The organism is Agrobacterium sp. GD03872 (assembly GCF_029840625.1).
Lineage (GTDB): Bacteria > Pseudomonadota > Alphaproteobacteria > Rhizobiales > Rhizobiaceae > Agrobacterium > Agrobacterium fabrum_A.
The window spans coordinates 151,981-170,608 of the sequence record NZ_JAOCCY010000007.1; the positions used below are offsets into that span (position 1 = coordinate 151,981).

Below are 18,628 nucleotides of genomic sequence, written 5' to 3' on the forward strand. Positions count from 1 at the left end.
ATTCACATACGCCACGTATGTATGTGGCGGACACCATCTGAACAAGGTGATCCCTATGGCCAATCCATACAGAGAAATTTTCCGGGCTCCAGGCGCTAAAGGTTTTTCCGCCGCCGGTTTCTTCGCCCGCCTCCCCATTGCCATGGCCCCGATCGGCATCGTCGCCATGCTTTCGCAAACCCATGGCGAATATTGGCTGGCCGGCGCGGTTTCGGCAACCTTCGCCTTGACCAACGCCGCCCTCTCCCCGCAAATCTCCCGGCTGGTGGATCGCAGGGGCCAGAGCAGCGTCCTCATCCCGGCCACCATCGTCTCGGTCATCGCCTTTGCGGCGCTGATTATCGCGACAAATCAGAGATGGCCGGTCTGGACGCTGTTCCTTTTCGCCTTCCTCGCCGCCACCATGCCGAGCATTCCCGCCATGATGCGTGCCCGCTGGACGGAAATCTTCCGCGACCGGCCGGAACTCAACACCGCATTCGCTTTTGAATCCGCCGCCGACGAGCTCGTCTACATCTCCGGCGCCTCGTTATCCGTCGGCCTTGCTGTTTCGCTCTTTCCGGAAGCGGGCATGATGATCAGCACCACCTTCCTGGCGCTCGGCACTTTCGCCTTTCTTCTGCAACGCTCGACCGAACCCAGGGTGCGTCCGGTTGAAAGCGGTCGCCGGCAGCGTTCTGCCATCTTTCTGCGTCCGGTCCAGATCATCACGCTCGCGCTGATCTTCGTCGGTTCGACTTTCGCCACTGCCGAGGTGAGCGCCGTCGCAATCACCAAGGCGCTGGGCCAGCCGGAGGCCGCCAGCCTCGTCATTGGCGTCTATGCCATCGGCTCCTTCGTGGTCGGCCTCATTCTCGGCGCGCTCAACCCGAAATTACCGCTGCAGCGCCAGTTGCTGATCGCCGTCAGCGTGCTGGCACTCACCGCCCTGCCGTTGCTCGTCGCCAACACCACGGTTGCACTGCTGGCTTTTGCCGTCTTCTTGAGCGGCGTGGCGATCTCGCCGATCTTCATCACCGCATTCGGCCTGATCGAACGCCGCGTGCCGGAATCGATGCTGACGGAAGGCGTGACCTGGGTGATGACCGGCATCGGTATCGGGATGGCGCTCGGCGCCTTCGTCTCCGGCTGGGTGATCGATAATTTCGGCCCGGGCAACGGTTTCTGGGTCTCGATTGTCGCCAGCCTTTCGACAGTCGCCATCATCGGTCTCGGCCAGCGCAGCCTCTCCGGAGATCGCGGGCGGTCCGGCACGGCGGCCATGGCCCAGCCCGCCGAATAACAATCTTCTCTCCGTGGTTCGTCCAGAACGGCGAGCCACGGAGAGAAGGGGCGCAAATCACGGTTTCGCAAGGAGCCCGAATTCAGCCCATGCGCTCGGAGACATGCTCTCCGGGAGACGCGGGAAAGACGACCGTCCTGTTCCCGTTCAGGAAGACCCGGTGGTGAATATGGGCGTGGATGGCCCGCGCAAGCACCTGGCTCTCCACATCCCGACCCAGGCTGACATAATCCATCGCGCTTTGGGCATGGGTCACACGGATCGTATCCTGCTCGATGATCGGCCCTTCATCGAGATCAGCGGTGACATAGTGCGCCGTCGCGCCGATCAGCCTCACCCCGCGTTCATAGGCCTGCTTGTAGGGGTTGGCGCCCTTGAAGGACGGCAGGAAGGAATGGTGGATATTGATGATACGGCCGGACATTTCCTGACACAGCCGGTCCGAGAGGACCTGCATGTAGCGCGCCAGCACCACAAGCTCCGCTCCGGTATCCTGCACCACCTGCAGTATCGCGGCTTCCGCCTCGGGCTTTGTTTCCGGCGTGACGCGAATGTGGTGAAAGGGAATATCATCGTTTACCACCTGCTTCTGGTAATCGAGATGGTTGGAAATCACCGCGACGATCTCGACCGGCAGCGCGCCGATGCGGGAGCGATACAGCAGATCGTTCAGGCAATGGCCGAAACGCGAGACCATGATCACGACTTTGGTTTTTCGCGAAAGATCGTGGACATCATAATCCATATCGAAATCGGCCGCGACGGGACGGAAGCCGTCGAGCAGCGCATCGCGTCCCGATCCCTGTTCGGAAACGAAGCTCAACCGCATGAAGAAGCGGCCCGTCTCCTGGTCGGTGAATTGCGAACTGTCGTTGATATTGCAGCCGGACCGGGCGAGATAACCGGAGACGGCGGCAACGATGCCGCTGCGCGCCGGGCACGAGACTGTCATGATATAGGTGGTCAAATCCTGCTCCCCTGACTGATTTACCGGCCGCCGCAAAACGCTTGCCGGGATAACCCTCGGCATATTGTTGGTCAGCACCGATCCTGAGCCGCCGGAACATCGGCGGAAACGGTGTTTTCCGAAGCGATCAGCTCGATCTGCGTCTTCTGGCGGTCGAGCATTGTTTCCTCCTCTTGAATCAAGCGATATCGGCCGCGAGTTCCTTGCAGCCGGTTTCCAGCAGATGGCCAAGATGCGACGCGAAACTGTTCCAGATATCCATGCGGAAACGGTTTTCCGCATCGCGCCACAACACCACGGTCACGCCGTCGAAAATCGTCCGGCGTCCCTCGCCGACGGCAATCGTGTCGATATCGCGGGCGCAGCCCAGCGTCAGCAATTCGGCGGCCTGCGGCCCCTCGATGAGCAGCGTCACTTCCCGTCCGGAAATATCGACAAGGCTGTGTGGATGGTTGGCATAGACAGTGCCACAGGCCGCAATCAACTTGTCGGCCTCCCCTACCGGAGCAAGGATCGTCCATTCGTCGGGACCGAGGCGAACGGTCTCGATTCCGCCTGCAGCAGAACGGGTGCCGATCCGGTCAGGCAAGGCAAGGCCAAGGGCGGCATTGAGCGCTGTGAGATCGCCGCGCGCCCGCAGCGACAACCGCGCTTGCGGCGCCAGAATGCTGACCCGGGCTGCCTTGCTCTCAGCCACCACGCCGGAAACGGGGGAGGAAACACGCATGTTCATTGTCATCTCCAGGGTCAGATTTTCAGGCGGGTGTTTTCGGGATCGACAAAGACCATCCCGGTGATTTTCGCGGCAATGGTGCGGTCCAGCATCGGAATGTAGACGGTCTCGCCCATCCGCTCATGACCGCCTTCGACCAGAGCCAGCGCAATCGGCTGGCCTGCGGCATCCGAGTGATAGGAGGAGGTGACGTGGCCGACCATTTTCATCGGGATCGGCTGTTTCGGATCGAAGACGATCTGCGCCCCCTCCTCCAGCTTCGAGCGGTCTTCCGTCAGAAGGCCGACGAGGTGACGGCGACCCTTGGCGACGAGATCGGGGCGGGCAAGGCCGCGCTTGCCGACGAAATCGGGCTTGTTCTCGCCCACGGCCCAGCCCATCGCCGCATCATAGGGCGTAACCGTGCCATCGGTGTCCTGGCCGACGATGATGTAACCCTTTTCGGCGCGCAGCACATGCATGGTTTCCGTGCCGTAAGGCGTGATGTCATATGGCTGGCCGGCTTCCCACAGGATTTCCCAGAGCCTGCGGCCGAGCGGCGCGGGCACATTGACCTCGAAGCCGATCTCCCCGGTGAAGCTGACGCGGAACAGCCGCGCCGGCATGCCGGCCACCGTGCATTCCACGCAGGACATATGCGGGAAGGCCTCTTCCGTCAGTTCGATACCTTCCACCAGCGGCGCGAGCAGCTTTGCCGCGTTCGGCCCGTTCAGCGCGATGGTGGACCACTGTTCGGTGGTCGAGGTCAGCCAGACATTGAGATCGGGCCATTCGGTCTGGAGGTAATCCTCCATCATGTTCAGCACCCGCGCCGCCCCACCTGTGGTGGTGGTGACGTGGAAACGGTCCTCGCTCATGCGGCCGATGACGCCATCGTCGCGGATAAAGCCGTCATCGCCAAGCAGCAGGCCATAACGGCAGCGGCCGGCGGCGAGTTTCGTCCAGGGATTGGTATACATGCGGTTCATGAACTCGACCGCATCAGGACCGACCACTTCGATCTTGCCGAGTGTCGAGGCATCGAAAATACCAACGCTCTGGCGCACCGCCCGGCATTCGCGGCTGACCGCCGCATCCATGTCTTCGCCTGGCTTCGGGAAATACCAGGCGCGACGCCATTGCCCGACCGGCTCATAGACCGCACCGTGCTCCTCAGCCCAACCGTCGATCTGCGTCTTGCGCGTCACCTCGAAATGCGCGCCGCGGTGATAACCCGCAAAGGCCCCGAAGGTCGTTGGCGTATAGGGCGGACGGAAGGTGGTCAGTCCCACCTGCGGCTGGCGCTTGCCCAGCGCTTCCGCCGCGATGTTGAGACCGTTGATGTTGGACATCTTGCCCTGATCGGTCGCCATGCCGTTGGTGGTGTAGCGCTTGACATGCTCGATGGAGCGCATGCCCTCGCGCACGGCTAGCCTCAGATCTTTGGCGGTCACATCGTTCTGGTAATCGACGAAGGCCTTGGCCTTGCCGGCATCGCGGTCGCTCGGCAGTTCGGTGTGCGAGACGCCGCTGCCGGTGCGGTCATGCTCCACCGCATAGCCGGAAGCATTGGCGGTCTTGCCAAGCGCTGCGGCAACTTCACGGCCCCGCTCCGCGCCGTCCTTAAGCGCCGCCTCGATGCCCCACAGCCCGCGACCGGCCCCGGCAATCACGCAATCCTCATTGGTGACGGCAGGCAGGAAGGTAGTGCGCTCGTCGTCCCATACGAGCTTGCCCTGCGTATGGGAAAAGAGATGCAGCGACGGCGTCCAGCCGCCCGACATCAGCACCGCGTCGCAGGCAATCTCCTGCCCCGCACCGACTGTGGAACCGTTGAGCGGGTTAACGCGGATCGATTTGACCCGCAGCCGCCCGGAGGTCGCCGTAACCGTATGCGACAGCTTGACCGGAATGCCGAGCGCACGCGCCTCGTTCACCAGTTCTTCCCGCACATGGGCACGGGTATCGACAATGGCCTGAATGCGGGCACCCGCACCGTGCAGATCGAAGGCCGCATACCAGGCGCTGTCATGGCTCGTCACCACCACCGGGCTGTTGCCGACCTTGACACCGTAGCGGTTCAGATAGGTCTGGGCAGCGCCCGCCAGCATCACACCCGGCCGGTCATTGCCGTGGAAGACCAGCGGCTTTTCCAGCGCGCCCTGCGCCAGCACCACCTGACGCGCCCGAACGCGCCACAGGCGCTCGCGCGGCGTATCCTTCGGCACGGTTTCGAGATGGTCGGTCAGTCTTTCGCAGAGACCGATCTTGTTCTGGTGGTAATAGGCAATCGCCGTCGTGCGGGTCATGACCCTGACGCCGCGCTCCTTCAGCGCCGTCAATTCATCCGCAAGCCAGGTCCATGCGGGCTTGCCGTCGATCTTCGCCTGCGGTTCGGATAGCAGCGTGCCGCCGGCTTCAGCATTTTCATCGACCAGCACAACCTTGAGGCCATCGACCGCCGCCGCACGCGCTGCCGCAAGACCCGCGGGACCGGCGCCGACGATCAGCACATCGCAATGCCGGTTGCGCGAGGCATAGGTATCGGGATCTTCCTCCGTCGGCGAAACGCCGAGACCCGCAGCCGCGCGGATAAAAGGCTCGTAGACCTTGTTCCAGAAGCTCTTCGGCCACATGAAGGTCTTGTAGTAGAAGCCCGCCGAAAACAGCATATAGGCCATGTCGTTGACCGCACCGATATCGAATTTCAGGCTCGGATATTTGTTCTGCGAGGTGGTTGTGAGCCCGTTCCAGATTTCCTGCACCGTGGCGCGGGTGTTCGGCTCGAAACGTCCGGCGCTGCGGCGGGTGCCGATCAGCGCATTCGGCTCCTCGGAACCCGCCGCCACCGGGCCGCGCGGGCGGTGATATTTGAACGAGCGGCCCATCAGATGCACGCCATTGGCGAGAAGTGCGGAGGCGACCGTATCGCCCTTCACACCGCGATAGGTCCTGCCGTCGAAAGTAAAGCTTATCGAGCGGGCGGCATCCACACGGCCACGGCCGGAAACGCGATAGGAGTTCATTTCGACACCTCGGGACTTGCTGGCGCTCGGGTCAGGGAAGAAAGTTCAGGACGCGGTTCGCCTGCCCAATAGGTCGTGAGGAAACGGTCGCTCACCGTGTCACGCACGGCGTTGAAGAAGCGGCCGCAGCCATGCAGGTGCCGCCAGCGCTCGAAATGCGGACCTTTCACATTTTCGCGGATGAACAGGAATTCTTCCCATTGCTCATCGGTCTGCGACGAGGGATCGGCGGCGCGGATAATATGGGCCTGCCCGGCATAGGTGAATTCGGCTTCGGGCAGCGTTTCATTGCAATAGGGGCAGCGGATCAGCAGCATGGTCTTGTCCTCAGTGCGCCACGGCGGCGGCGGCCGCTTCGTCGATCAGGCGGCCGGAACGGAAGCGTTCCAGCGTGAAGGGCGCGTTGATCGGGTGCGGTTCGTTTTTGGCGATGGTCCAGGCGAAGGTGTGGGCAGCGCCGGGCGTGGCCTTAAAACCGCCGGTACCCCAGCCGCAATTGACATAAAGACCGGCAACCGGCGTCTTGCCGAGAATGGCCGAGCGATCCGGCGTGACATCGACGATACCGCCCCATTTGCGCAGCATCCGCATGCGGTTGAAGATCGGGAAGATTTCAACGATGGCCGCGATCGTATGCTCGATCAGCGGCAGGCCGCCGCGCTGAGAATAGGAGGTATATTGGTCCGTGCCCGAACCGATCACCAGCTCGCCCTTGTCGGACTGGCTGATATAGGCGTGGACCGCATTCGACATGACCACGCAGGGGAAGATCGGCTTGACCGGTTCCGACACCAGCGCCTGCAAGGGATAGCTTTCGAGCGGCAGGCGCACGCCGGCCGTGTCCATGACAACAGAGGTGTGGCCGGCGGCGGAGACCGCGACCTTCTTCGCCTTGATGAAGCCCCTCGCCGTCTCGACGCCCGCGACCGAGCCGTCAGCATTGCGGCGAATGGCAGTGACCGGGCAGTTCTGGATGATATCGACCCCACGGGCGGCGGCCCCGCGCGCATAACCCCAGGCGACGGCATCATGACGGGCCGTGCCGGCCCGTTCCTGAAGCGCGCCGCCCATGACCGGATAGCGGGCATTCGGTGCAATGCTGAGCGGCGGGCAATAGTCCTTGCACTCTTCCGGTGTCAGCCAGCGATTGTCGACGCCGTTCAGACGGTTGGAATGGATGTGGCGCTTGAAGCTCTGCACATCGTGCACATTATGCGCCAGCATCAGCACGCCGCGCCTTGAATACATGACGTTGTAGTTCAACTCCTGACTGAGATTTTCCCAGAGATCGACGGCGTGATCGTAAAGCCGGGCGCTCTCGTCATAGAGATAGTTCGAGCGGATGATCGTGGTGTTGCGGCCGGTATTGCCGCCGCCGAGCCAGCCCTTGTCGATGACGGCGACATTGGTGATGCCGTGCTGGCTGGCCAGATAATAGGCAGCGCCCAGACCATGGCCGCCGGCGCCGACGATGACCACGTCATATTCGGCTTTCGGCTGGCTATCGGGCCATTGCTCGTCCCAGTTCTTGTGGCCGGTCAGGGCATTCCGCAAAAGATTGAAGGCACTAAAACGCGTCATGAGCGGACCCGATGGTTGGAAAATCTCGTGTCGCAAAAGCTAGGAGCATTTGCTGCGCCCCGGCTGGACAATCGCGTCTGTTTGCATGAATATTTGCGTCATGACCTCACACCGCGCCAGAAAACGCCTCAGCGTCGCCTTCCTGCTTGCCGACCGCTTCACGCTGTCGGCCTTCGCGAATTTCGTCGATGTGCTGCGTCTTGCCGCCGATGAGGCGGACCGCTCCCGGCCGATCCTGTGCGAATGGTCAGTGCTCTCGGCAACGCTCGGCAGCGTGCAGTCGAGCTGCGGCGTGAAGGTGCAGCCGGATACGCGGCTGATGGATGCCGGGCATTACGACTATATCGTCGTTGTCGGCGGCCTGATCAGCGATCACAGCGCCCTGCCGCCGGAAGCGCTGCGCTTCCTCAAAGACCGGGCGGCGGCGGGCATTCCCATTGTCGGGCTCTGCACCGGCGTTTTCATCCTGCACGAAGCGGGCCTGCTCGATGGTTATCGCTGTTGCGTGAGCTGGTTCCACCATCAGGATTTTCTCGACCGTTTCGATACGGTGCAGATGATCTCCGACCAGATTTTCGTCATCGACCGCGACCGGCTGACCTGTTCCGGCGGCCATGGCGCCGCGCATCTGGCGGCTTTCCTCGTCGAACGTCATGTCGGCCAGTCCGCCGCCATCAAGAGCCTCAACATCATGATGATCGACAGCGCGCTGAGCGGTGAAAAGCCCCAGCCCGGCCAGCAAAGCACGCGAAAGACCAATGATCCCCTCGTCAAAAAAGTGATCCTGCGGATGCAGCAGAATATCGAGGTTCCGAAAACCGTGCTGGAACTGGCGAGCGATCTCGGCCTTGGCCGCCGCAGCCTCGAACGGCGTTTCCTCACCGATCTGAATGCGACGCCGTCGAAGGTCTATCTGGAGCTACGGCTGGACCGTGCGCTTTCCCTGCTGCGTACCACGCATGACACGATCACCCAGATTGCGCTCGCCACCGGGTTTTGCGACGCGCCGCATCTTTCCCGCACGCTACGAGCCGAGCGCGGGTTCACGCCCAGCGAATACCGCAAGACCCAGGCCGGGCATACGGCGAGCGACGAGGAATTCGCTGTCGGCGTGCTGCTTCCACACTCCTGAATATCGCTGCAAGGGTTCTAGGGGCCTGCGCCCATGAAGGTCAGCCGGGTGAGAGCCGTATAGCTCGATTCCGAGGCCATCAGTGCCGCGAAGACGAGCACGAGGACCGGCGGAAGCATGATGGCATAGACCAAAATCAGCCGTTCCCAGGCCATGTGCATGAAAACCGCAACGATCAGCCCCGCCTTCAGGATCATGAACAGGATGATCAGCGACCATCGCGGATAACTCTGAATGCCGAGATAATCGACCAGATAGGAGAAGGTGCTGAGGACGAAAAGCAGTCCCCAGACCACCATGTAAAGCCTTATCGGATGCTGCTGTCCCTGTTGTGACTGCTGCTGTGCCATGATGCCATCCTCACTCACCACAGATAGAAAAATGCGAAGATGAAGACCCACACCAGATCGACAAAGTGCCAATAAAGACCGGTTATTTCGACGATCTCGTATTGCCCCTTGCGGCTGGTGAAGAACCCCCGCCTTTCCTCATCGAAATCTCCCCGCCACACCTTGCGTGCGACGATGAGAAGAAACAGGACGCCGATCGAGACATGGGTGCCGTGAAAGCCCGTGATCATGAAGAAAGCCGAACCGAACTGCGCCGCACCCCACGGGTTTCCCCAGGGACGGACACCCTCTGCGATCAGCTTGCTCCATTCGAATGCCTGCATTCCCACAAATGTCGCGCCAAGCGCTGCCGTCGCCACCATCAGCGCGGCAGTTTTGCGACGGTCGCGGCGATATGCGAAGTTGACGGCCATGGCCATCGTGCCGCTGCTGCTGATGAGAACGAAGGTCATGATGGCGATCAGGATCAGCGGAATCTGCCTGCCGCCAATCGTCAGCGCGAAAACCTCGCTCGGATTGGGCCAGGCCGCGGTGGCCGACATGCGCGCCGCCATGTAAGCCAGCAGGAAACAGCCGAAAATGAAGATATCGCTCAGGATGAAGATCCACATCATCGCCTTGCCCCAGGAGACGTTCTTGAACGCCCGCTGGTCCGATGACAGATCGGCGGCGACGCCGCGCAGTCCCGACGGCCGCAGATGCGGATCGCTTACCGGTCTTTCCTCCATGGTTGCGGTCATGATCGACACTCCTCAGGTGACCAGTTGACGGCAGAGATCGACGAAACTGTTCGCCCAGCCGGCAAAGAGCGCAAAAAGGATCAGCCAGACAACCAGCATGAAATGCCAGTAGATGGCGCACAGCTCCACACTGAGGCTGATCCTTGCCGACAAGGGCTCGCTGCGGGCGCGGAATGCGGTGCGTCCGAGCACGAATAGCCCGCCCAATACATGCAGGCCGTGCAGGCCGGTTATCATGTAGAAGAAGCTGTTCGATGGGTTATTCGCCAGAACATAACCTGCGGAAAGGAGCTGCCGCCAGGCCAGAAACTGCCCGGAGACGAAGAGAACAGCCGTCACAAAGCCTGCCGCAAGAGCCGCATTCAGCCTTTCACGGTGATCGGTCCCGGCTTCGGTTTTCGCCCATTGCAGCGCCAGACTGCTGGCGGCAAGCGCCGCCGTATTCACCCATAACAGCCCGGGGATGGGAATGCTCCACCAGTCGGCGCCGCCCATGCGGCCGAGATAGGCGCTGATGAGCAAAGTGAAAAGCGCGCCCACGACCGCCAGAAATATCCCAAGTCCGACTTTCGCAATTGTCGCCGACGACCCTTGCATCTCCGGCACATCGCCTATCACGCCGACTTCCAGCCAGGGCTTCGAGGCCAACCGCTGCCGCGCCATCCACCAGACGATGATGCCGGCAATCCCGACCAGGAAGATGAGAATGGCGGTCATGACAACGCCCTCTCGGACGGCCCGGCCGCAGCCGGCTGGTTTTGCGGCAGGAAGTCCTCAGCCGCGCCGGGCACGCTGTAATCATAGGGCCAGCGATAAACGACAGGCAGTTCCTTGCCCCAGTTGCCATGAACCGGCGGCGTCTGCGGCGTCTGCCATTCCAGTGTCGTGGCCCGCCACGGATTGCCGACCGCCTTTTTGCCCCAGCGCAGGCTCCACTCGAGATTGAACAGGAACAGCAATTGCGCCGCACCGACGACGAGCGCAGCCACGGTGATGAACATGTTCAACGTGTGCGCCGAATCTGGAATGAAAGCGGTTTCGCCCAGCTCGTAGTAGCGGCGCGGCACGCCCATCAGGCCGAGATAATGCATTGGGAAGAAGATGGCATAGGCGCCAAGGAAGGTGATCCAGAAATGGACGTGCCCCATTGCCTCGTTCAGCATCCGGCCGGTGACTTTCGGATACCAGTGGTGAATCGCTCCGAAGATCACCATGATCGGCGCGACCCCCATCACCATATGAAAATGGGCGACAACGAACATGGTATCGGACAGCGGCACATCGACGACGACGTTGCCGAGGAAGAGGCCCGTCAATCCGCCATTGATGAATGTGACGATGAAGGCGAGCGCAAACAGCATCGGCAGGGTGAGATGGATATCGCCGCGCCAGAGCGTGAGCACCCAGTTATAGACCTTGATCGCCGTCGGCACGGCGATGATCAGCGTCGTGGTTGCGAAAAAGAACCCGAAATTCGGGTTCATGCCGCTGACATACATATGGTGCGCCCAGACGATGAAGCTCAGCGCCGCGATGATGACGATCGCCCAGACCATCATGCGGTAGCCGAAGATATTCTTGCGCGCATGGGTGCTGATCAGATCCGAGACGATACCGAAGGCGGGAAGTGCGACGATATAGACTTCCGGATGGCCGAAGAACCAGAACAGATGCTGGAACAGGATGGGGCTGCCGCCCTCCTGCTTCAATTGTTCGCCCATCTCCACGATGGCCGGCATGAAGAAGCTGGTGCCGAGCAGCCGGTCGAACAGCATCATGACGGCGGCGACGAAGAGCGCCGGGAAGGCGAGCAGCGCCATGGCGGTCGCCGTGAATATGCCCCATATCGTCAATGGCATACGCATCAGCGTCATGCCCCGCGTACGCCCCTGCAGCACGGTGACGACATAGTTCAGCCCGCCCAAAGTAAAGCCGATGATGAACAGGATCAGCGAGGACAGCATCAGGATGATGCCCCAGTCGCGCCCTCCCGGCGTTCCCGAAAGAAGTGACTGCGGCGGATAGAGCGTCCAGCCGGCGCCCGTCGGCCCGCCGGGCGCGAAGAAACCGGCCACCAGCACGAGGACAGCGCAGAGATAAAGCCAGTAGCTCAGCATATTGGCATAGGGAAACACCATGTCGCGCGCGCCGAGCATCAGCGGAATCAGGTAGTTGCCGAAACCGCCGAGAAACAGCGCGGTGAGCAGGTAGATCACCATGATCATGCCGTGCATGGTGATGAACTGATAATAATGTTCCGCATCGATGAAAGAGAAATAGCCGGGAAAACCGAGCTGCAGCCGCATCAGCCAGGACAGCACCAGCGCCACCATGCCGATGGCGACGGCTGTCAGAAAATATTGAATGGCGATGATCTTGGCGTCCTGGCTGAAGACATATTTCGTCCACCAGCTTTTCGGGTGATAAAGCTCGACATCCTCGACCTCAGCGGGCTGGACGACCTGCCCTGCGCCGGATCCCATCTCGACCATGTTCCATCCTCCCTCTTCCCTCCGGTGCGGTTTTCCCTTCCAAGACGTGTTTATCGAGCCGCCGACATTTCCGCCGAGGCGAGCAGTTTCGAGAAAGTCGGCTGCTGCTGCAGCCAGGCTTGATAATCGGTCTCGGTATCGACGACGACGGTGCCGCGCATCTGCGGATGGCCCACACCGCACAGTTCCGCGCAGAGAACCTCGAAGGTTCCCGTCCGGGTCGGCGTGAACCAGTAATAGGTGACCGAGCCGGGGATCATGTCCATCTTGGCCCGGAATTCCGGCACGTAGAAATCATGCACGACGTCGACCGCGCGCAGCAGCATTTTCACCGGCCTGCCGGCTGGCAGATGCAACTCGCCGCCTTCAACGATGACGTCGTCCATTCCGGCAGGGTCGTTCCGGTTCAGACCAAGCGGATTATCGGACGCAATTGCGCGTGTATCCGCCCGTCCGAGCCTCCCGTCCGCGCCCGGCAGCCGGAAACTCCACTGCCATTGCTGGCCGACGACCTCCACCTCGCTCGCACCGTCCGGGACGGTTACGAACTGGTTCCATACGAACAGGCCCGGCAGAAGCATGGCGGCCACGCCAACCCCGGTCCCGCCCGCCAGCCACCATTCCAGGCGCTTGTTTTCGGGCTGGTATGCCGCCCGGCTTCCGGCGCGGTGCCTGAAGCGGAACACACAATAGGCCACGAACAGCACGACGGCCGAGAAAACGAAGCCGGTGATCCAGAACGTGATGATGATTGTGTTGTCGATATAGCTCCAGTTCGAGGCTATCGGCGTCCACCACCACGGGCTCAAGAGGTGGAACAGGATGGATCCCACCACCAGCAGAACGAGAACTACAACGACAGCCATCGTCTCCTCCCGTGACCCGGCTACAAATAGTTTTACAACCTTCTCGCGAAGCGTATTAGCATTATCTCATGTATGGATCGGGCGGGCAATTGCAGTGACTGTAGCGGCCCATCCCTTCCTCTCCTCCGACTACTTGGAATATTGCTTCAGATAGGCGATCAGATTGGTAATGTCGGTGTCATCCTTCACGCCGACAAAGGCCATCTTCGTGCCCTTCACCTTCGCCTTGGGGTCGTGCAGATAGTCGCGGAGCGATGTCTCGTCCCAAACAAGGCCGCCCTTCCCGACATCCTGCATCGCCTGTGAATAGGCGAAATTCGGGTGCGTGCCGGCGGTTCTGCCGAACAGCCCGTTCAGCGAGGGACCGACCTTGTTCTGGTCCGTTTCGGCGACATGACAGATGGCGCATTTTTTGAAAACCGTGGCGCCGGCGGCGGGGTCCCCCTCCTGCGCACCGATGTCGATCGGGAAGACGAGCGTGAAAAGCAGACAGATCGGGAAAAAACGATACCACATGGCATCCTCGCACTCTCCATCGCCATCCCGGCCACGGCGACGCGACGCCATGGCTAGGAGAAGTATCTACGGATAGATTTCCTTTATGAATTCAGGGCGTACGGCCTGGATAATCGGAGACGATCAATTTCCGATAAAGATGCCAGGTCGAATGTCCGAGGACAGGCATGATAACCGCGAGGCCGACAAAAACCGGGATCGTGCCGACAACGAGCAGCGCCGCGACGATCAATCCCCAAAGCGCAACCGGAACCGGATTGGCAAGCGTGGCGCGTATGCTCGCATCCACGGCCGCCACTGCGCCGACATCCCGATCGAGCAGCAGCGGGAACGCCACCACCGTTGTCGCCAGCACGATGACCGCAAAAACGAAACCGGCCAGATTGCCCCAGATGATGAGGGAGAGACCCTGCGGGGTCGTCAGCACGTCCGACATGAAGGTTGAGAGCAAGACCGGAGCGGCCGGATCGAAAGTGCTGGTATAGATGCGCTGCGCAACGACAAGCCAGACGACGAAAAGCACGAACAGCATGACGGCGACAGCGATGATCGACGGCAGGGCCGGAGAATGACGAACTTCCAGCGCGTGCCGCCACGAAGTGTCCAGCCCCTGTTCGCGCCGCCGGCTGATTTCATAAAGCCCGATGGCGGCGATCGGCCCGATCAGCGCAAAGCCGGACATCAGGGGATAAATCATCGGCAGAAGATTCGCGCCCGAACTCCACATCACCAGGAAAACCCCGGCAATCGGGTACATGAGACAGAGAAAAACATAGTGGGAGGGCTTTTCTTTAAAGTCCTCCAGTCCAAGCTTCAACGCATCCACAATATCCGGGATGCCAATCTTGCGGACTTCCGGTCGAGCAAACTCACCACTCGCCCCGGCCATGACATGGAATGCCGTCATAGCACTTCTCCTCCTGCGCCATGATCCGGTTGGCGGCATAGGAACGCCCGGTGATTTTTTGTCTGCGCGTCAAACCGCAACCAGCTGACTTGCAATTTATCAAATTCCGCCGCCTTTGTCGCCTGTTCTTTGGATTGCAGAGAATGGTGCGATTTCTGCGTCGAAAGGAAGCCTGTCGCGAGCATGCTTCAAGACATGGCTCTTCCCCTCCCAGGGAGAGCGGTCCGCCCCCCCAAATTGTCATCTCTTGTCCCGGATCACCGCACCTGCCGGCGTTCATGGAAAAGCTATCTGCTTCATCCAGACCATGACGGCCATGGCGCCGCCATCTGCATGCCCCTTCGCGCGGTCGCCGAGATAGCTTGCACGCCCCAGGCGCGGCGTCATGTCCTTTGTCGCCTCAGCGCCCGCCTGACCGGCTGAGACTGCCTCACGCCATGCAATCTCCACCGGCTGCCCTTCAGCCAGCCTGTCCCGGAAGGTAGTTGCAGCGGGATGAAGGGCATCGACCATCGTTCTGTCGCCCGGCTTTGCACCGCCAAGATCGGACACCGCCCCAACTGCGGCGACGAAAGCATCCGCCAGTTCCTTTGCGGTCGGCTCCCCGGAACCGTTGAGATGGCGGGCGGCGCGCATGAGGCCGGTGGCGTAGAATGGGCCCGAGCTACCGCCAATCGCCTTTCTCATCGCATCGCCCATGGCCGACAGTCCGCTCGAGACATCCGCAAACGCCTGGGCCGGAAGGGCAAGGACCGCTTCGGCGCCGCGCTTCATGCTGGTGCCGAGGTCGCCGTCACCTGTGATGCTGTCGAGGTCCGTCAGCTGCTCTTCGGCGGCGATCAAAGCCTTTGCAACATTCTCTGCCACCTGCCGCAGACGCGCGCCCGCAGCGGTGATCTTTCGATCCGGCGGCGCATTCTGCGGCAGCGCCGAAGAAGGCAGGATGCGATGCCTGTTCACCGCGCCGCCACGTGGCCAGGCGACCGCATCCGTTGTCGCATCGATAAGTTCGAGCCTCCAATCATCGACATGCAAGACGGAAAGCGAAAAGCCCGGCATATCAAGCGCAGACAGGAACGTGCCTGCCCATGCACGCTCGACGGCCACCCCTTTCGCTTCGAGAATGCCGAGCGCTGAACGGGCGACAATCGATAGTTCCATGGGCGGCGTCGAGCCCAGACCGTTGACGAGCAGCACGACGCGGTCGCCGCTCTTGAGCTTTCCATCGGCTTCGATGGTATTCAGCACGAGCAATGTGAGGTCCTCCGCCGAAGCGATCTCCATTCTGCGGACACCCTGCTCGCCGTGAATGCCGAGGCCAACCTCGATTTCTCTCTCTCCAAGAGTGAAACCGGGCTTCCCAACGGCCGGCAAGGTGCACGAACCGAGCGAAATTCCCATCGACGACAATCCGGCCGCCGCCTCGCGCGCCACCCGCGCGACGTCAGCCAGAGGCAGGCCGAATTCCGCGGCGGCGCCGGCCACCTTGTGTATCAGCACCGTTCCGGCAATGCCGCGGTGGCGGTCAGCCGGCACGGTATCCTTCAAGGCGACATCGTCGGCGACGACGACGATTTCCACGGGAATGCCCTCCGCCCTGGCCAACTCAGCCGCAAGGCCAAAATTGAGCCGGTCGCCAGTGTAGTTCTTGACGATAACCAGCGCTCCCGCTGGTCCCGCAGCGGCCCTGATCCCCGCCAGCACGGCATCGGTGCTCGGTGAGGTGAAAACGTCTCCAGCCACCGCAGCCGTCAACATGCCCGGCCCGACATAGCCGGCATGCGCCGGCTCGTGCCCGCTGCCGCCACCCGAAAGCACCGCGACCTTCCGCTGATCCGCTTCCGGGAGACCCGATCGTATCACCACATTCTCATCGGCGAGAAGAATGCTGGCCGGGCTTAGAGCCACCGCGCCCTCCAGCATGTGGCGGACGACGGCGGATGGATCGTTGATCAGCTTCTTCATTTTTCTCTCCCGAAAGACGCTCAGTTTGCGAGCGCGAGGATAAAGAGCTGTTCCGCAGTGTCAAAGGCATGAATGGCGTTTGTGGTGACGGTTGCGCGCCGGCGGCCGGCTCAGAGACCGGGGCGTTCCCCATTTTTCATGCGTTGCTCGATATCGTCGATAACCGGCTGAAGATCGGCCACCGTGTCGATGATGTAGTCCGGACGGTGCCTGCGCAGAACGATCGAGGCCTTTTCGCGCAACGCCTCCCTTTCGGAAACGCTCATGGCGGCCAGTTCCTGGGGCGTCACGCCGGCTTCATTGCCGCTGAGCGACACACCGACGGTCCATGTTCCCGCCTCGCGGCCCTCGTCGATCCCAACCCCCGTATCATCGACCTTCACGACGGTGCTCGCCGGCCAGACATCGAGATCGAGGAAACATTTGTACATGTTCATCGGTGTCGGGCGTCCATGCGGCAGATCACCGGCGCAGACGAGATTGTCGGCCTCATAACCCTGCGCCTTTGCCAGGGGCAGAACGCGGGCCATGATGGAGCGGGTGTAACCGGTCGTCGAGCCGATCTTCAGGCCGCGCTCGCGCAGGCCCTTTGCCATGTTCGCGGCACCCGGCACGAGATCGGCATATTGATCCACGACCTCCTCGTTCAGCGGCACGAAGACATCGTAAACCGCCTGAATATCCTCCTGTCGCGGCGCATGACCATGCTTTTCCTGCCATGCGGCCTTGATGCGGGGCTGGGCCATCATTGCTTCGATGTGATCCCATTTGGGCCTGCCCATCGGCTCGCGGGCCTCCGCGATCGAAACCTCGATGCCGAAGCGGGAGAATGCCTCGACGAAAACGCCCATCGGTGCGAATGAACCGAAATCGATGACCGTGCCTGCCCAATCGAACACGACTGCCTTGAGATGTGCCATGTGCCTCATCCTATGCGTAAAGAGAATTGATGACCTGCTCGCCCAGTGCGAAACCCGTGGATGCGCCGGTGCCGCCCGTGACCATGACAAGGCGGATATTGTCAGCGGGTTCGTCGACCATGACGACCCGATCGCCTGACGAAGCATAGCTGCCGCACCAGCGGCCGATGATTTCGCGCCCCGGCAGATCGAATATCTGGTCGAATGCTTCCATGATCAGCGCATCGATGCGATCCTGCGCAAACGGCTCCTGCGCATTGCCGTAGACATGGCTGTCGCCCACGACCAGCGAGCCATCTGCCGAACGCACCGCGATCAGGTGGATACCCTCGCGGCGCATGTCGCCAAGTTCCGCGTCCAGCCGGTCGCAGAGCGCTTTCGCCACAGGCAGGTCCGCAAAACCCTCATAACGCCCGAAGCTCAGATCCGACATGACGGCGGCATCGAACTTGATCGGCCCGGCCGGCATGACCCGCAGCATCTGCAGCGTGCAGACGCGAAGCTTGTAAGGTGCGATACGATCGGGAAAGAGCGTGGAGAAATCATCGCCCGGGCAGACGACGCAGGCCTCCGCCTCGATCACACCGCGGCTGGTCGTCACCCGCGTGCCCGCCACCGCGGTCACCGCCGTGCTCCAGCGGAAAGTCACGCCATGGCGGGCCTCGAGCCAGGCGGCAATCTTCGGGATGGCGTCACGCGATTCGACCCGGAGCTCATGCGGGCTATAGAGCGCGCCGCGCATGCCCTCGGCCCGGATCGACGGAACCTGCTCCAGAGCCTCCGCCGCCGAAATTCGCCGGCAATCCGCCCCCATATCGGTCTGCAGAAAGGCGTCGAGCACCGCTTCGGCCTCTTCGCGATAGGCCGGCATGACAAGGCCACGATGCAGCACTTCAATACCGGCTTCCTGCGCCACCTCGGCCCAGACATCGCGGGCGCGGCGGGCGCGGGCCCAGTGGTCACCCTCTTTCTGGCCGGAAATGGTGATGAAACCGAAGTTGCGGATCGAAGCGCCGATGGCCTTGGCGTTGCGCTCGATGACGACGACTTTCTTGCCTTTCCTGGCGGCAGCCAGCGCCACCGAAAGGCCGACAATGCCGGCGCCCACCACGGCAAGATCAAACTGTTCGCTCATGATCCCTACTTTCTCCAATTCATGCCCGTGCAGACCT

At 61.6% G+C, this 18,628-nt stretch carries 17 protein-coding genes and 1 pseudogene; 2 read left to right on the forward strand and 16 right to left on the reverse strand.

Annotated elements, in window-relative coordinates:
• Positions 1-55 precede the first annotated feature (55 nt).
• A complete protein-coding gene (locus N5D22_RS17405) occupies positions 56-1,282 on the forward strand; it encodes an MFS transporter (protein ID WP_279657111.1) in 1,227 nt (408 codons plus the stop codon).
• A gap of 82 nt (positions 1,283-1,364) precedes the next feature.
• Here the strand turns inward: N5D22_RS17405 and purU are convergent, their stop codons facing one another.
• The 6 genes and pseudogenes from purU to N5D22_RS17430 all read right to left on the reverse strand — a co-directional run bounded on the left by purU (position 1,365) and on the right by N5D22_RS17430 (position 7,568).
• Positions 1,365-2,249, reverse strand: a complete 885-nt coding sequence (gene purU, locus N5D22_RS17410) for a formyltetrahydrofolate deformylase (protein ID WP_279657112.1) — start codon at positions 2,247-2,249, stop codon at positions 1,365-1,367.
• Between the two features lie 34 nt (positions 2,250-2,283).
• Positions 2,284-2,458 (reverse strand): annotated as a pseudogene (gene glyA, locus N5D22_RS27155) (serine hydroxymethyltransferase); the annotation flags it as partial.
• On the reverse strand, positions 2,428-2,982 hold the full coding sequence (locus tag N5D22_RS17415) for a sarcosine oxidase subunit gamma (RefSeq protein WP_279657113.1): 555 nt from the start codon (positions 2,980-2,982) through the stop codon (positions 2,428-2,430). The pseudogene glyA and the gene N5D22_RS17415, both read right to left, overlap by 31 nt.
• Positions 2,983-2,996: 14 nt before the next feature.
• Positions 2,997-5,987: a sarcosine oxidase subunit alpha gene (locus N5D22_RS17420; protein WP_279657114.1), complete on the reverse strand. Its 2,991-nt coding sequence runs from the start codon at positions 5,985-5,987 to the stop codon at positions 2,997-2,999.
• Positions 5,984-6,304: a sarcosine oxidase subunit delta gene (locus tag N5D22_RS17425; protein WP_279657115.1), complete on the reverse strand. Its 321-nt coding sequence runs from the start codon at positions 6,302-6,304 to the stop codon at positions 5,984-5,986. The genes N5D22_RS17420 and N5D22_RS17425 overlap by 4 nt, the downstream gene beginning before the upstream one ends.
• A gap of 10 nt (positions 6,305-6,314) precedes the next feature.
• Positions 6,315-7,568: a sarcosine oxidase subunit beta family protein gene (locus N5D22_RS17430; RefSeq protein WP_279657116.1), complete on the reverse strand. Its 1,254-nt coding sequence runs from the start codon at positions 7,566-7,568 to the stop codon at positions 6,315-6,317.
• An 85-nt stretch (positions 7,569-7,653) separates the two neighbouring features.
• Between N5D22_RS17430 and N5D22_RS17435 the strand changes: the two genes are divergently transcribed.
• Positions 7,654-8,700, forward strand: a complete 1,047-nt coding sequence (locus N5D22_RS17435) for a GlxA family transcriptional regulator (protein WP_279657117.1) — start codon at positions 7,654-7,656, stop codon at positions 8,698-8,700.
• Positions 8,701-8,717: 17 nt separating this feature from the next.
• Here N5D22_RS17435 and N5D22_RS17440 read toward each other — a convergent pair whose 3' ends face one another.
• The 10 genes from N5D22_RS17440 to N5D22_RS17485 all read right to left on the reverse strand — a co-directional run bounded on the left by N5D22_RS17440 (position 8,718) and on the right by N5D22_RS17485 (position 18,591).
• The gene (locus tag N5D22_RS17440) at positions 8,718-9,050 is read right to left on the reverse strand and encodes a cytochrome C oxidase subunit IV family protein (protein ID WP_279657118.1); all 333 of its coding nucleotides are present in this window, start codon (positions 9,048-9,050) and stop codon (positions 8,718-8,720) included.
• A 14-nt stretch (positions 9,051-9,064) separates the two neighbouring features.
• Positions 9,065-9,790 carry a heme-copper oxidase subunit III family protein gene (locus tag N5D22_RS17445; RefSeq protein WP_279657119.1) on the reverse strand — a complete coding sequence of 242 codons (726 nt, stop codon included), beginning with the start codon at positions 9,788-9,790 and terminating at the stop codon, positions 9,065-9,067.
• Between the two features lie 12 nt (positions 9,791-9,802).
• On the reverse strand, positions 9,803-10,507 hold the full coding sequence (locus N5D22_RS17450; protein ID WP_279657120.1) for a cytochrome c oxidase subunit 3: 705 nt from the start codon (positions 10,505-10,507) through the stop codon (positions 9,803-9,805).
• Positions 10,504-12,282, reverse strand: a complete 1,779-nt coding sequence (locus N5D22_RS17455) for a cytochrome c oxidase subunit I (protein WP_279657121.1) — start codon at positions 12,280-12,282, stop codon at positions 10,504-10,506. The genes N5D22_RS17450 and N5D22_RS17455 overlap by 4 nt, the downstream gene beginning before the upstream one ends.
• Positions 12,283-12,332: 50 nt before the next feature.
• Complete coding sequence (locus N5D22_RS17460; protein ID WP_279657122.1) at positions 12,333-13,148, reverse strand: cytochrome c oxidase subunit II; 816 nt, start codon at positions 13,146-13,148, stop codon at positions 12,333-12,335.
• 129 nt (positions 13,149-13,277) lie between these two features.
• On the reverse strand, positions 13,278-13,664 hold the full coding sequence (locus N5D22_RS17465; RefSeq protein WP_279657123.1) for a cytochrome c family protein: 387 nt from the start codon (positions 13,662-13,664) through the stop codon (positions 13,278-13,280).
• Positions 13,665-13,755: 91 nt separating this feature from the next.
• Positions 13,756-14,571 carry a DUF2189 domain-containing protein gene (locus N5D22_RS17470; RefSeq protein WP_279657124.1) on the reverse strand — a complete coding sequence of 272 codons (816 nt, stop codon included), beginning with the start codon at positions 14,569-14,571 and terminating at the stop codon, positions 13,756-13,758.
• 276 nt (positions 14,572-14,847) lie between these two features.
• Positions 14,848-16,536, reverse strand: a complete 1,689-nt coding sequence (locus tag N5D22_RS17475) for a dihydroxyacetone kinase family protein (protein WP_279657125.1) — start codon at positions 16,534-16,536, stop codon at positions 14,848-14,850.
• A 110-nt stretch (positions 16,537-16,646) separates the two neighbouring features.
• The gene (gene phnX / locus N5D22_RS17480) at positions 16,647-17,456 is read right to left on the reverse strand and encodes a phosphonoacetaldehyde hydrolase (RefSeq protein ID WP_279657126.1); all 810 of its coding nucleotides are present in this window, start codon (positions 17,454-17,456) and stop codon (positions 16,647-16,649) included.
• A gap of 10 nt (positions 17,457-17,466) precedes the next feature.
• Positions 17,467-18,591: a TIGR03364 family FAD-dependent oxidoreductase gene (locus tag N5D22_RS17485; protein WP_279657127.1), complete on the reverse strand. Its 1,125-nt coding sequence runs from the start codon at positions 18,589-18,591 to the stop codon at positions 17,467-17,469.
• Between the last annotated feature and the right edge of the window lie 37 nt (positions 18,592-18,628).

Excerpts from the sequence above, each read along its gene's own strand:
- N5D22_RS17405 (WP_279657111.1), top strand. The coding sequence starts at position 56 with ATGGCCAATCCATACAGAGAAATTTTCCGGGCTCCAGGCGCTAAAGGT.
- N5D22_RS17415 (WP_279657113.1), bottom strand. The coding sequence starts at position 2,982 with ATGAACATGCGTGTTTCCTCCCCCGTTTCCGGCGTGGTGGCTGAGAGC.
- N5D22_RS17420 (WP_279657114.1), bottom strand. The coding sequence starts at position 5,987 with ATGAACTCCTATCGCGTTTCCGGCCGTGGCCGTGTGGATGCCGCCCGC.
- N5D22_RS17425 (WP_279657115.1), bottom strand. The coding sequence starts at position 6,304 with ATGCTGCTGATCCGCTGCCCCTATTGCAATGAAACGCTGCCCGAAGCC.
- N5D22_RS17430 (WP_279657116.1), bottom strand. The coding sequence starts at position 7,568 with ATGACGCGTTTTAGTGCCTTCAATCTTTTGCGGAATGCCCTGACCGGC.
- N5D22_RS17435 (WP_279657117.1), top strand. The coding sequence starts at position 7,654 with ATGAATATTTGCGTCATGACCTCACACCGCGCCAGAAAACGCCTCAGC.
- N5D22_RS17440 (WP_279657118.1), bottom strand. The coding sequence starts at position 9,050 with ATGGCACAGCAGCAGTCACAACAGGGACAGCAGCATCCGATAAGGCTT.
- N5D22_RS17445 (WP_279657119.1), bottom strand. The coding sequence starts at position 9,790 with ATGACCGCAACCATGGAGGAAAGACCGGTAAGCGATCCGCATCTGCGG.
- N5D22_RS17450 (WP_279657120.1), bottom strand. The coding sequence starts at position 10,507 with ATGACCGCCATTCTCATCTTCCTGGTCGGGATTGCCGGCATCATCGTC.
- N5D22_RS17455 (WP_279657121.1), bottom strand. The coding sequence starts at position 12,282 with ATGGTCGAGATGGGATCCGGCGCAGGGCAGGTCGTCCAGCCCGCTGAG.
- N5D22_RS17460 (WP_279657122.1), bottom strand. The coding sequence starts at position 13,148 with ATGGCTGTCGTTGTAGTTCTCGTTCTGCTGGTGGTGGGATCCATCCTG.
- N5D22_RS17465 (WP_279657123.1), bottom strand. The coding sequence starts at position 13,664 with ATGTGGTATCGTTTTTTCCCGATCTGTCTGCTTTTCACGCTCGTCTTC.
- N5D22_RS17470 (WP_279657124.1), bottom strand. The coding sequence starts at position 14,571 with ATGACGGCATTCCATGTCATGGCCGGGGCGAGTGGTGAGTTTGCTCGA.
- N5D22_RS17475 (WP_279657125.1), bottom strand. The coding sequence starts at position 16,536 with ATGAAGAAGCTGATCAACGATCCATCCGCCGTCGTCCGCCACATGCTG.
- phnX (WP_279657126.1), bottom strand. The coding sequence starts at position 17,456 with ATGGCACATCTCAAGGCAGTCGTGTTCGATTGGGCAGGCACGGTCATC.
- N5D22_RS17485 (WP_279657127.1), bottom strand. The coding sequence starts at position 18,591 with ATGAGCGAACAGTTTGATCTTGCCGTGGTGGGCGCCGGCATTGTCGGC.